The sequence below is a fragment of the Corallococcus exercitus genome, assembly GCF_042231735.1.
GTDB classification, from domain to species: domain Bacteria; phylum Myxococcota; class Myxococcia; order Myxococcales; family Myxococcaceae; genus Corallococcus; species Corallococcus exercitus_B.
In genome coordinates this window covers 2831502-2844134 of sequence record NZ_CP102577.1, presented here as the reverse complement: position 1 = coordinate 2844134, position 12633 = coordinate 2831502, and the positions used below count along the sequence as shown (strand labels likewise).

Sequence of the window (12633 nt, the reverse complement as noted above, 5' to 3'; positions counted from 1 at the left end):
GAAGAGCCATGGCCCAGGAGACGTTCGTCGTGGAGGAGATCAACCCCAAGCACGGCTTCGCGCGCGTGCGCCCGGAGCACGGGACGGGGTTGCTGCACACCGCCCTCTATCCGGATCAGGAGTTCACCCAGGCGCCGCCCTTCCAGCTGCGCAAGGGGGACCGGGTGACGGGCCTGCGCCGGGGACAGACGGTGGCGGAGGTGGCCTGGCTCACGCGCGTGGAGCCGCCGTGGGAGGAGGTGGAGCGCGTGGCGGAGCTGCTCGCGCTCCTGGAGCGCTGGGAGATCCGCATCCCCCACGAGGCCCGCGTCCTGGCCGAGCACGCCTGGCGCGACAGCAAGGAGGACCCGCTGCGCGACGAGCTCCAGGCGCAGCTGCCCACCTTCTTCGACCTGGAGGGCGCCCACCCCTTCGAGGACCCGACGCTGCTGGAGCGGCTGTCCGCCGCCATGCAGCCCTACCTGCCGGGTTTCGCCCTTCATCCGGTGCAGGGCCAGCCCGCGGTGCGAGTGGAGCCTGGCGCCGTGGAGGTCCAGGCCGGCGTGGGAAGCTGGGACGTGCCGCAGCCCACCTTCGCCCCGATGATCGCGGAGGTGAACGCGCGGCTCGCCGCCGCTGGCGCCCCCGTGCGCTGGGTGCCCACCCGCGAGGACTGGATGCTCGCGCCCCCCGCGCTGGCCGCGCTGCTCCAGAAGCACGGGCTGTTGGAGGCCACCGCGCCGTCCGCATGACGAAAGGCCCGCCGGCGGCTCTCCGGAGTCCGTCAGTAGCCGTAGGAGCCGCTGCGCACTTCCACGAGGCGGCCGTCCCGGAAGATGGCGGTCTGCATGAGCCGGTTGGGGCCGAAGTTGTAGGTCCACTCCTCCACGGTCGTGGAGGTCGTGACCTCGGTGGCGGCCTCGTCGTAGCGGCTCGCGTCCCGCGTCCCGGTCCGGGCCTTGTTGGTCACGTACTGCGTCTTGGTCTCCCTCGACACGGGCTCACCGCACTTGGCCAGCGCGTCCGCCTTGGAGGACCCCTCCGACACGAGCTTGTTGTCACAGCGCAGCGCGGACGCGTGGACGAGCGAGGGCAGGGCGAGGCAGGCGACGACGAGGGCGGCGGGCAGGGCGCGCATGGGGGTGTGCTCCGGGAGTTGTGAAAGCTGGGGAACGCTGCCTGGACGGGGCGCCCCCGAAACTATTCAAACCCCTCGTGCGCTTTCCAGCCGGGCAGGCGCCTACAGGCCGCCCTTCGCCTTGAGGACCCGGACCACCTCGGCCGCCATGAGCTGGTGGCCCTTCGCGTTCGGGTGGATGCCGTCGGTCTCCAGGCCGTCGATGAAGAGGTCCACGTTGCCCGGCTGGCGCGTCACGGCCTCCAGGTCGATGACATCCGCGCGCGTCAGGCCGCGGATCCACGCGTTGAACTCGTGGCGCTGGGCCTTCATCAGCTCCACGTCGCCGCCGTCGGCGCCCATCTTCTCCTTGGGCAAGAGCGTGCTGACCCACAGCCGGCACATGGGCTGGAGCTGATCCAGCAGCTGGGTCATCCGCTGCTGCAGCTTCGGCACCGTCATGTCCTCCGCGGCCAGGTCGTTGACGCCCAGCAGGACGATGCAGTCGGTGACGCCCTGCAGGGAGAGCACCTCCTGCGGCAGCTGGAGGTTCGCGTCCCAGAAGCCCTGCCCGGACGCCCCCGAGTTCACCACCGGCAGGCCGAGCTGCCGCTGCGTCAGGAACGACCACGTGTCGCGCGTGTCGTTCTGGTCGTCCATGTAGCCTTCCGTGATGCTGTCGCCGATGGTCACGAAGGCCCGGCCCGGCGTCCCTTCCACGTCCACCGTCGCCACGCCCGTGGCGAACGCCCAGGCCTGGCCGCCCAGCGCGCCCTGCGCCGTCGCGTACGCCCCGGCCCGCGTCCAGCTGTCCGGGAACGCCTGGATGCGGCTCTTGCCCAGGGCGCCCTTCACCTCGAAGGAGATGGCCAGCTCGTCGCCGAAGCCCACCGGGAACGCGACCGCATCCGACGTCACCAGCGTGCGCGTGCCCGTGGTGAAGCCCGCGTTGCCGCTGAAGGTGAGCGCCACCGGAGCGGACGCCAGCGCGCCGTTGGCGCCAGCCTTCGCCACCGTGGCCCGCTGCAGCGTCAGGCTGCCGTCACCGGAGCGGAAGGTGACGCGCACGCGGCTGCCCGCGCGCCCCACCGGCACCTTCATCCGGAACGTGGTGAAGCTGCCCACGGAGAGCGACTCCCGCAGCGCCTGGTGGAAGGCGGGCTGGAACCGGGCGGGCAGGGGCGCCACGGGCGGCGTGGCCTGGACCCGGCGCTCGTCATGCAGCGTCAGCGCGGGCGCGGCCTCCACGGCATCCGCCGGCGCGGTGACCCGGGCGTCCGTCTGGCCCGCGCCGAAGGGCTCCTCCGGCGAGCCGCCGTCGTCCATGCCCCCACACCCCGCCAGCAGGCCCAGGACCCCGAAACATCCCCAGCGCAGCGCCTTCCTCAGACCCATGCCCACGACACCTCCCGGCGCAAGACAATGTGCACGACGTGCCTTCGCGGCGACCCGGGGGATTCATGGCGCGCGCCAATCCCGGGAGGCCCTGAACATCCCCGCGCCGGGAACGGACGGCGCAGGGCCCGCCCCAGGCGGTGGCGGGCCGGCCCCCGGGAGGACCCGCGCGCTCGCCACCCCGGGCCGGGGAGCTTCCTTCCGTGGGCAATCCCTTGCCTATGGGACGCAGGCGCCCACGTCGCTGCCGTTGTTGTTGATGGGCCGGCAGGCCACGCCGTCCGCGCACCCCGGCGAGCCCGCGGGCAGCCGGCACAGCGTCCGGCACGTGCCGCTGCCGCCGGCCATCACGCAGGTGCTTCCCCGTGAACACTGGTTGCTGAACTCGCACGCGGCGCCTTCGCCCAGCGCCCCCTGGCCCGCGCACACCGGGCCGGTGGTGGTCGGGTAGCAGGCCAGCGGGCTCTCGCAGTCCTGCGCGAACGCATCACACGACGCGGAGGCCGGGCCGCACACCAGCGGCAGCTCGCGCGTGCCCGTCAGGCGCAGCACGGTGTTGCACTCGCCGGAGCCGCAGTCGGACGTCGCGTGGCACAGCTTGCGGCAGAAGAACGCCGTGCCGCCGTCGCCCTGCGTCTCGTCCTTGCAGTAGAGGCCCGCCGCGCACGTGTCATACGTCTGTCCCGGAGGCAACTCGGCCAGCGTGCACGGCGCGCCCTCCGTGGCGGTGCCCGCCGCGACGCACTGGCGCTGCGTGGTCCCGCCGTCCGAACCCACGTAGGTGCACCGCTGTCCGGCCGGACAGCCGCTCTGGCGGACCACGTCGCACGCGCCCGCGAAGCACTGGCTGCCCGTGCCGCCATCCGTCAGGTCCGTGTACAGACAGTTCTGGCCCGCCGCGCAGCCCTCCTGCTTCGGCACGTTGCACGCGAAGTCGGAGCTTCCGCCGCCCCCGCCGTCACCCGGGTCGACAGTCCCGGAATCACCGGCGTCCGTCCCGGAATCCAGGGTAGTGCCCGCATCCGTTGGCGGCCGGACAGTTGGTTCGTCGTCGCAGCCCGCCACCCACAGCCCCATCAGCAGGGCGCCACCCAACAACACGAGACGTGCACGCATCCGGAAACTCCTGGCGTCGAAGTAGCCTGGGACTTACACGAGGCGTTCCGTCGTCCGGGGGCCCTTGAACCGGGCCTGGAAACCAGCCGACACTTCCGGTCCGAGAACCGAGGGGGTCAGGGTGCGCATGAACACGAAGTTGGATGGGCCGGTGGAACCAGACCCGTACATGAACCGTCGCGCCGAGGAGCGCGTGGCGGCGCGGTTCGAGGTGCGCTTCGAGCAGATGGAGGACGCGGCGCGTGCGCTGCGGGCCTACTCGCTGAACCTGTCCGCCGGTGGATTGTGCCTGCGCACGCGCAAGTCCTACGACGTGGGCGCGCAGGTGCGGCTGGCCATGGTGGTGGACGGCGAGGAGTTCCACCTCACCGGCATCGTCGCCTGGGTGCGCGACGAGGCGGAGGCCATCGGCGTGCGCTTCATCGACGTGAGCGAAGAGGACCACGAGCGCCTGCGCCGCGTCATCGCGAGCTTCAAGCGCTGAAAAGCGCTCTCCTGTCGCGAAGGGGCCCGGGCCGAGCGCCCGGCCCTCGCGGCACCGCCACCCTCATCGCTACTTCTGCGGCTCGTACTCCGCGTGGCGGAACACCCCGGAGTCGCCTTCCACGTAGCCGCACGCCCGGTAGAAGGCGCGCGTCTCGTCGGTGACGTTGATGGGGGCGATGAGCTGGAGCTGCTTCACGCTCAGCACCTTGCCGCGCTGGGCCACCTGCGCGAGCAGCGCGCGGCCCACGCCCCGGCGGCGCCAGCCCTCGGACACGACGAGCTCGTCCACGGTGGCCACGCGCCCGCGCAGCCGCAGCTGCGGCCGGTGGGAGAAGGACACCATGCCCACCGCGCGGTCCTGCGGATCTCCCGCGACGAAGATCTCAATCTCCGGATGGCTGATGACCCAGTGCACCGTCTGCTGATCGGTGCCCTGGGGGTAGCCCAGCTCGCGCAGCAGCAGGGCCATGACCTCGGCGTCGCCACGGCGCGCGCGGCGGATACGGAAGGCGTTGGCGTCAGGGGCGGGGGTCATGGTGCGGACGATGGGCTGGGACACGGAAGTTGGGATTCTAACGACAGGGCCGCCGGCCTCCAAAGAGGAACGGCGGCCCGTGTGACTTTCCGCGCTCGGTGGAACGAGGGCGGCCTACGGCTGCTCGCCGCAGAGGCTGCGCAGGGCGGTGGTGATGTCGTTCTGCTGCGGCACGGACGCCATCTCCAGCGCGTCCGCCAGGCCGATGCCCGGGATGAACTTGCCGGCCACCAGCCGGGGCGGCGCGAGCAGCGAGTAGAACAGCTCCTCCACGGTGCGCCGGACCAGGTGCTCGCCGAAGTTCGTGACCTCGGTGTCCTCGTTGACGAAGAGCACGCGGCCCGTCTTCTGGACGGAGGCCTTGATGAGGTCCCAGTCGTACGGCCAGAGCGAGCGCATGTCGATGACCTCCACGCTCAGGCCCTCCTCCGCCAGCTGCGCCGCGGCCTTGATGCACAGGGGCATCGTGCGGCCGTAGCTGACGACGGTGGCCTGGGTGCCCTCGCGCACCACCTTGCCCTTGCCAATGGGGATCGCGAACGCCTCCAGCGTGGGCCACTGGGGCTTCCACTGCGAGCGGTCACCCAGCGGCGCGTCGATCATCTTCGACAGCGCGCGGTCGTCCTCGGGCTCGCCCGGGATGCGCTCGTCTCCCTTCACGCGCAGGAGCGCCTTGGGCTCCAGGAACATGACGGGGTTGGGGTCCTGGCACGCGGAGATGAGCAGGCCGTACGCGTCCAGCGGGGTGGAGGGGATGACCACCTTCCAGCCGGGGATGTGCGTCATCGTCGCGTCGAAGGAATGCGAGTGGTACAGCGACCCGCGGATGCCGCTGCCCACGGGCGTGCGCACCACCATGGGCATGGCCCAGTCACCGTTCGTCGCCCAGTGCGTGTTGCCCGCGAGCTTGAGCAGGTCGATGGTGTTGTAGATGTAGTCGCAGAACTGGATCTCCGCGACGGGGCGGTTGCCCGCCATCGCCAGGCCCATGGCCGCGCCGATGATGCCGCGCTCGTCCAGGGGGCTGTTCCACGCCGTCTTCAGGCCCTGGGTGCAGGTGAAGACGCCGCCCAGCGGGGCGCCCACGTCCTCGCCGAAGATGTCGGTGACGCCCAGGTTCTCTTCCGCGTAGTGCAGGGCCATGCGGATGGCCTGTGCCATGTTCGCCATGGTTATTTCTTCTCCGCGTAGATGTGTTCCCAGATGGAGTCGCCAGAGGGCTGCGGCTCGTCACGCACGGTGCGCGCCGCGGCGGCCAGCTCCTCCGTGTAGCGGTTGCGCACCTCGTCCATCTGCTTGCGGTCGAGGACGCCCTCCTGCTCCAGCCGCGCCTCGAACAGGCGCAGGCAGTCCTGCTCCTCGTTCACGAAGTTGGCGCCGGACGCGGACGAGTGCCCGTACAGGCGCGACACGCGCGCCTCGATGAAGTACGGCTTGCGCTCCTTGCGCACGTAGTCCATCGCGGCCTGCAGCTCCTGGTAGGACTCCACCGGATCATTGCCGTTGATGGTCTTCGCCGGGATGTTGAAGGCGCGCGCGCGGTCCGCGATGTTCGTCTCGCCGTGCTGGCCGTCCGACGTGGTGCTGATGCCCCACTTGTTGTTGGTGACGATGATCAGGATGGGCAGCGGGTTCGCCGGGCGGCTGCTCCAGATGAGCCCGCTGGCGAAATCGCCCTCGGCCGTGCCCGCGTCGCCGCCCGTGACGATGGTGATGCCTTCGCCGCCGTGGCGCTTCTGGGCCATGGCCGTGCCCGGCGCGATGGCGTACTGCACCTCGATGGGGGAGGTGACCGGGGCGATGTTCTTCGAGCGCCGGCTGAAGTGGCCCGCGAAGTTGCGGCCGCCGGAGTAGGGGTCCGTGGCCGTGTTCTTCATCTGCCGCAGCGCCCCGATGGGCTCCTCGCCCATGGCCAGGAGCGTCGCGGACTGGCGGTAGTGCGCGTGCAGGTAGTCGTAGGCCGGGCCCTCGCCCACCTTCATGAGCATGCCCAGGGGGACGTTGAACGCCTCCTCACCGGGGCCGCCAATCCAGAAGTAGCCGTGGCCCTGCTTGTACATCTGGATGAGGCGCTCCTCCAGGACTCGCGCCTTCACCATCAGGTCGTGGATGCGGATGAGCTGCTCTCGGGCGAGCGAAAGCGGCGCGGAGTTTTCTTTGATCAACCGGGGCCGGGACACGGGCGGAGGACCTCGAAGGGAAAGGAAAGGGACGCCCCTATACTCCGGATGCGGCCTCCCGACTCAAGGACGCTGATGTCACGGGTGTTCGCCGTCACCGTTTGGGCCCCCGGGTGGCGCGACGCGGCAATGAGCGGAACTCATCCATCCCCCTGTGACGTGCTGCTTCCCGCGGGTGGGAACACCCCCGGTGGAGGCTGATCGCACGGCCGCTGAGGGGCCGGAGGAGGGGGCGCTCCCGAGGGAAATCCCGACAGGTGGACTCCTCGCGTCAATCAGGAAGTGCGATAGAGTCCGCGCCGTCCCGACCGCGTTCCCCCGCGGGCTCTCCCAGGTTTGCCTTTGTCCCGTACGAACACGCGCCTCGACCCCGTGCCAGATTCCCCCGATGCGTCCGGAGATTCCCACGACGCAGGGCCTGGCACCCCGCCCCCTCCGCCGGAGTACACGGGCACCCACTCCCGGGACCTCACCGCCCTGCGCGGGGAGAACACGGCCACCCGGCTGACCGGGGCGCTGGGGCTGCCGGCCGCGGAGCCCACGAGCACGGTCATCGCGCCCATGGAGGCCGGAGAGCTGCCCAACGTGGCGGCCATCCGTGGGCTGCGGTTGGATCAGCTGCTGCTGCTCACCACGGGCGCGCTGGTCATCATCATCGTGGGCCTCCTGGCCGCGCTGTCGGCGAAGACGACGGAGGCGCAGCTCACCGCGACGTCGGACCGGTTCACGCAGCGGCTGCAGTCCCAGGCGCGCGAGCTGGGCCAGACGGTGAGCCACACGCTGGCGCTCACCTCCGCCACCAGCCTGCGCGACAACAACTACGCGTTCCTCACGGAGGTCGCGCGCTCCATCATCGCGGACAACCGCAACATCCTGCGCGTGCAGATGTTCGACGCGGACGGGCAGCTCGTCGCGGACAGCGACCCGGCCGCCAAGCTGGGGGAGTCCTCCGGGGGCCGCACCGCGGAGCGCCGCTGGGCCAGCGCCTTCTTCAACGGCCAGCCCGTCTTCGAGTTCCAGGAGCCGCTCGACTACGGCTCGCAGGGCGGCAAGGGCGTGGTCGTCATCAGCTACTCGCTGGAGGACCTGCAGAAGCAGCTGCACGAACTGGAGGAGACCAACCGCGCCGCGGTGCGCGCCAACACGCTGCGCATCGTGGGCCTGGGCGTGGGCTTCGTGGTGCTGGCCGGCGTGCTGGCCGCCTTCCAGAGCCGCCGCATCACCAAGCCGCTGGGCGTGCTCACCCACCGCGTGATGCAGCTGGCCGCCGGTGACCTGGGCGCCCGCGCGGGCACGGCGCCGGGCGCGGGCCGTGAAGTGACGACGCTGGGCGTGGTGTTCAACCACATGGCGGAGCGCATCAAGGTCCTCCTGGAGGACGTGCGCGCCAAGGCGCAGCTGGAGCGCGAGGTGTCGCTCGCGCGCACCGTGCAGGAGACGCTCCTGCCGGGCCGAGAGGCCGTGACGGTGGGCCCGCTGCGGCTCGCCGGGCTGGTGGTGCCCGCGGACGCGTGCGGCGGCGACTGGTGGTTCCGCGCCGCGCTGGACGACCGGCGCGTCGTCATTGGCATTGGAGACGTGACGGGCCACGGCCTGTCCACGTCGCTGGTCGCCACCAGCGCCACCAGCGGCTTCGCCTCCGCGATGACGCTGCGCGAGCCGTCGCAGGTGCACGCGCAGATGCTCATCACCGCGCTCAACGTGACGCTGGCCAACGTGGGCCGCGGCGAGCACCAGATGTCCAGCGCGCTCGCGGTCATCGACGTGTACAGCGGCAGCATCGACTACGCGGCGGGCGCCCACCCGGCGGCGGCCATCTACAACCGGAACACGCGGCAGATGGCGTCGCTGCCGGCGCGCGGCCCGCTGCTGGGCGCGAACGTCGCCTCGCAGTTCACGTCGCGCCAGGCGCAGCTGAGCCCCGGTGACATCATCGTCTGGTACACGGACGGCCTCACCGAGGCGCGCGACGGCGCCAACCGCCTCTACGGCACGCAGCGCCTGGCCGCCGCGCTCCAGACCCACGCGCACCTTCCCGCCGACGCCCTTCGCGACGCGCTCCTCGCGGACGTGCGCGCGTACAGCGCCGGCCAGCCCCAGCGCGACGACATCACCGTCATCGTCGCCGAATTCAGCCCCGCCCCCACGCCGTGACGAACCGCATGCGCCCATTCATCCGCTCCCCGCGCCGCGTCTCCACCGCGCTCGTCCTGCTGGCCACCCTGGCCGGCCCGCCGACGGCGCTCGCCCAGTTCCGCCCGCCGCCCGCCACCGAGGCGCAGCGCATGACGGTGCAGGGCGAACAGGCCCTTGTGTCCGCCAACGCCGCCCTCTCCAAGGGCGACAAGCAGGAGGCAGAGGAGAAGTTCAAGAAGGCGCTCCAGCTCTTCGAGCAGTCGCTCGCGCAGGAGCCGCAGTCCGTGTACGCCGCCGCGGGCCTGGGCAGCGCCGCCAACGCGCTCCAGGACTTCCAGCGCACGGTGGCCCGCCTCCAGCCGGTGTTCGCGCAGAACCCGTCGGAGCTGTCGCTCGCGTACCCGCTGGGCACGGCGTACTTCAAGCTGCGCCGCTTCCCGGAGGCCGTGCCGGTGCTGGAGCAGGTGGCCGCCGCGGATCAGCCCGACCACCTCATCGTCCACTACTACCTGGCCAGCTACTACCTCTACGTCCAGGACGGGAACCGCGCCGTGACGCGGCTGCAGCGCTACCTGGTGCTGCGCCCGGAGAAGCTCGCGGGCAACGACTTCCAGATCCACGAGCTGCTGGGCAAGGCGCACCTCATCCGCCGCGACGCCGTCGCCGCGCGCGCCTCCTTCGAGAAGGCGCAGGCCGGCCGCGCCGAGTCCGCGACCGCGCAGATCGGCCTCTCCGCCGTGCTGGAGCTGGAGGGCCGCGTGCCGGAGGCCCGCGCGCTGCTGGAGCGGCTGGTGACGAAGTACCCGCAGGCGGCGGAGCCCAAGGAGCGCCTCGCGCGCCAGTACCTCGCCGCGGGCGACGTGCCGCGCGCGGACCTCCAGGCCACCGCGCTCATGAAGCTGGGCTCGACGCCCGCCGCGCACCTCTTGCTGGGTGACGTGCGGCTCGCGCAGAAGCAGCCCGCGCAGGCGGAGGCGGAGTTCCGCAAGGTGCTGGAGCTGCAGCCGGGCCTGCTCCTGGGGCAGATCGCCGTGGGCAAGGCGCTCCAGGCGCAGGCGCGCCACGAGGAGGCCATCCAGTTCCTGGAGTCCGCGGTGAAGACGGGCGGCGGCAGCCTGGAGCTGTGGGCGACGCTGGGCTCCGTCAACCGCCGCGCCGGCCGCTACCAGCGAGCGGTGGAGGTGCACCGGCGCGTGGTGGAGATGGCCCCGCGCCAGGCGCTGGGCTGGATGCTGCTGGGCGCGGATCACTTCGCCACCGGCCAGTGGGACCAGGCCATCGAGGACTACGGCAGCGCGCTCCAGGTCGAACCCGGCCACCCCGGCGCGAAGCAGTGGCTGGCCCGGGCGCTGGCGCACCGCGCACGCGACCGCGCCGGCACGCAGCGCCTGGACGACGCCGTGCGCGACCTGCGCCGCGCCTACGACCTGGACCGCTCCGTCCCCATGGCCCGCCGCCTGGGCGCGGCGCTGCTGGACAGCCACCAGTACGCGGAGGCCCGCAAGGTGCTGGAGGGCGCGGTGACGCTGCCGGGCGCGACCTGGCGCGAGCACCTGCTCCTGGGCTACGCGCGGCTGGGCAGTGGCGACGCGCAAGGAGCGCTCGCCGCCTTCACCCAGTCCGGCGAGGCCACGCAGGAGCCGGATCAGCGCGCGGAGGCGTCCGCGGGCGCCGCGCTCGCGGAGGTGGAGCTGGGCCAGGTGGACGCCGCCGTGCAGCGGCTGACGGACGCGGGGCCCTCCAAGACGGCCTCGAAGGTGGCGGAGGCGAACCTGCCCCGCGTGCTGGTGCGCCGGGCCCTGGCGAAGCTGGAGGCCGGCGACGCGGCCGCGGCGAACCGGGACCTGGACGCGGTGGACCGCCTGGGCACCGGCAAGCGCACGGACCTGGCGAAGCTGGCCACCTTCGCCCGGGCACTCACGCGCGCGGAAGAAGGGCGGTTCGCGGAGGCCTCCGCCGGCCTCAAGCGCTCGCTCACCCCGGCGCCGGAGTGGGCGTGGCCCAACACGCGCGCGCTCGCGGACGCGTGGGTGCTCTACCGCCAGGGCAAGGTCGCGCCCGCGCGCAAGCTGCTCACCGCCGCGCAGAAGAAGCCCATGCCCGGACAGCCGAAGTGGATGGGCCACCTCACCGGCGCGCTGCTGCGCCGCGAGGCGGCGCTCGCGTACGCCTCCGGCAACATGAGGGCATCGGAGAAGGCGCTGAAGGCCGCGCTCGCCGCGACGCCCGACGACGCGCTGGTGCAGCACAACCTGGCGTGCGTGGACTGGCGCCAGGGCGAAGCGGCCTCCGCGCTCGCGACGTGGAAGCGCCTGGAGACCGCCGTGCCCGTCGCCTCGCTCAACCTGGGCATCGACGCGCAGGAGCGCCGGCATGAACCCGCCGAGGCCGTGGAGGCCTGGCGCCGCTACCTGGCCTCCGGCGCGGGCACCCGCGCCGCCCAGGTGCGTGAATGGAAGGACCGCCTGCAGGGCCTCCATGGACTGGGTGACGCACAGGGCGTCACGCCGGCCACCGGGGTCGCGGAGGAGACGCCGTGAAGACGCCATCCCTTGTCGCGCGGGGGAGCCTCCTGCTCGCCGCCGTGCTGTTCTCCGTTGTCATCTCCCGTCCCGCGTCCGCCGCGCCGAAGAAGGCCACGCTGGGCGTGTTCCTCGCCACCACGCTGTCGGACGGCCAGGAGCGCTTCCAGTACGCGGAGGCCCTGGCCCAGAAGCTGGAGGCCAGCCTGGGCCGCCCCGTGGGCGCCAAGAGCTTCGGCCGCTACGAGGACTTCTCCAAGGCGGTGGGGGAGGGGCAGATCGACTTCGCCGTGGTGGACGGCTGGGCCGCGGTGCAGCTGGGCGCCAAGGCGCAGCCCGTGGCGTACGCGCCGCGCGCCGGTGAGACGCAGCAGCGCTGGGCCATCATCTCCACCCAGAAGGGCACCGTGAAGGACCTCGCCGGCAAGCGCATGGCGCTGGTGAAGGGCGCGGGCCCCGCGGATCCGAAGTTCGTCTCCCACGTCGTGCTGGGCGGCGACCTGGATGCCCAGAAGCACTTCAAGCTGGTGCCGGTGCCCAACGTGGAGTCGGCGGTGAAGATGCTGGAGGCGAAGGGCGCGGAGGCCGCGCTCGTGCCGGTGGCGCACGTGCCCAGGGACATGCGGGTGCTCTTCAAGAGCGTCCGGGTGCCGGGCGCCGTGCTGGTGGACCTGAAGGGCGGGGGGGACGCGTTGTCCCAGTCCCTGTCCTCCGTGGGTGTGGTCGCCCCGTTCGACGCCTTCGCCCGCATCCAGGGCCGCGAGTTCGAGGACTTCCGCAAGCTCGTCACCCAGGGCCCCCCACGCCGCCAGCCCGTCCTCGCGGACGCCCCCGACCTGCGGGTGGAGACGCCCGTGCTCGTGCAGTCCGAGTCACTGGGTCCCGCGCTGCCGCCGTTCGCGGACGACCTGGCCGTGTCCGCTGAACAGCCGGATGACTGATTGCGCCGTGGCTGATCCGCGCGCGGCGCTCCCGCCGCCGTTCGCGTGATTTGCCTGGATCGACAGCCACGACTTGGCCTTAGGTGAGTTATTGCGGTAGTTTGAGAAGTCGAGCGGAACGCCACCGTTCAGGGGCGGAAACTCGCCCCTGTGGACGATTGCCAGTCGCACCGGCTCTGGATCCTGGCGCACGGACCGCGGACATCCCTGCTTCCCCTCGTGGAAT

The 12633-nt window shown here is 71.9% G+C and carries 11 protein-coding genes; 5 read left to right on the top strand and 6 right to left on the bottom strand.

The features are described 5' to 3' along the window. Positions 1-8 precede the first annotated feature (8 nt). Positions 9-731 (top strand): hypothetical protein, encoded by a 723-nt coding sequence (locus NR792_RS10695; RefSeq protein WP_375759962.1) that lies wholly within the window; start codon positions 9-11, stop codon positions 729-731. Between the two features lie 32 nt (positions 732-763). Here the strand turns inward: NR792_RS10695 and NR792_RS10690 are convergent, their stop codons facing one another. From NR792_RS10690 to NR792_RS10680, 3 genes are all read right to left on the bottom strand, one after another. Further along, on the bottom strand, positions 764-1117 hold the full coding sequence (locus tag NR792_RS10690) for a DUF2845 domain-containing protein (RefSeq protein ID WP_375759961.1): 354 nt from the start codon (positions 1115-1117) through the stop codon (positions 764-766). Positions 1118-1219: 102 nt separating this feature from the next. Further along, a complete protein-coding gene (locus tag NR792_RS10685; protein ID WP_375759960.1) occupies positions 1220-2491 on the bottom strand; it encodes an SGNH/GDSL hydrolase family protein in 1272 nt (423 codons plus the stop codon). 219 nt (positions 2492-2710) lie between these two features. After that, positions 2711-3607: a hypothetical protein gene (locus tag NR792_RS10680; protein WP_375759959.1), complete on the bottom strand. Its 897-nt coding sequence runs from the start codon at positions 3605-3607 to the stop codon at positions 2711-2713. A gap of 127 nt (positions 3608-3734) precedes the next feature. Between NR792_RS10680 and NR792_RS10675 the strand changes: the two genes are divergently transcribed. Then, complete coding sequence (locus tag NR792_RS10675) at positions 3735-4091, top strand: TIGR02266 family protein (protein ID WP_375759958.1); 357 nt, start codon at positions 3735-3737, stop codon at positions 4089-4091. Between the two features lie 69 nt (positions 4092-4160). On the opposite strand, the gene NR792_RS10670 is transcribed toward NR792_RS10675, so the two are convergent. The 3 genes from NR792_RS10670 to NR792_RS10660 form a co-directional block, all read right to left on the bottom strand. Next, positions 4161-4652 (bottom strand): GNAT family N-acetyltransferase, encoded by a 492-nt coding sequence (locus NR792_RS10670; protein ID WP_120525701.1) that lies wholly within the window; start codon positions 4650-4652, stop codon positions 4161-4163. 90 nt (positions 4653-4742) lie between these two features. Then, on the bottom strand, positions 4743-5798 hold the full coding sequence (locus NR792_RS10665) for an alpha-ketoacid dehydrogenase subunit beta (protein ID WP_375759957.1): 1056 nt from the start codon (positions 5796-5798) through the stop codon (positions 4743-4745). Between the two features lie 2 nt (positions 5799-5800). Further along, positions 5801-6808 carry a thiamine pyrophosphate-dependent dehydrogenase E1 component subunit alpha gene (locus NR792_RS10660; RefSeq protein WP_375759956.1) on the bottom strand — a complete coding sequence of 336 codons (1008 nt, stop codon included), beginning with the start codon at positions 6806-6808 and terminating at the stop codon, positions 5801-5803. Between the two features lie 342 nt (positions 6809-7150). Between NR792_RS10660 and NR792_RS10655 the strand changes: the two genes are divergently transcribed. The 3 genes from NR792_RS10655 to NR792_RS10645 are packed head-to-tail and all read left to right on the top strand — an operon-like array spanning position 7151 to position 12407. Beyond that, positions 7151-8962: a PP2C family protein-serine/threonine phosphatase gene (locus NR792_RS10655; RefSeq protein WP_375759955.1), complete on the top strand. Its 1812-nt coding sequence runs from the start codon at positions 7151-7153 to the stop codon at positions 8960-8962. Positions 8963-8970: 8 nt separating this feature from the next. Beyond that, positions 8971-11484, top strand: coding sequence for a tetratricopeptide repeat protein (locus NR792_RS10650; protein ID WP_375759954.1), 2514 nt, complete (start codon positions 8971-8973; stop codon positions 11482-11484). Next, complete coding sequence (locus NR792_RS10645) at positions 11481-12407, top strand: PhnD/SsuA/transferrin family substrate-binding protein (RefSeq protein WP_375759953.1); 927 nt, start codon at positions 11481-11483, stop codon at positions 12405-12407. The genes NR792_RS10650 and NR792_RS10645 overlap by 4 nt, the downstream gene beginning before the upstream one ends. Positions 12408-12633 lie beyond the last annotated feature (226 nt).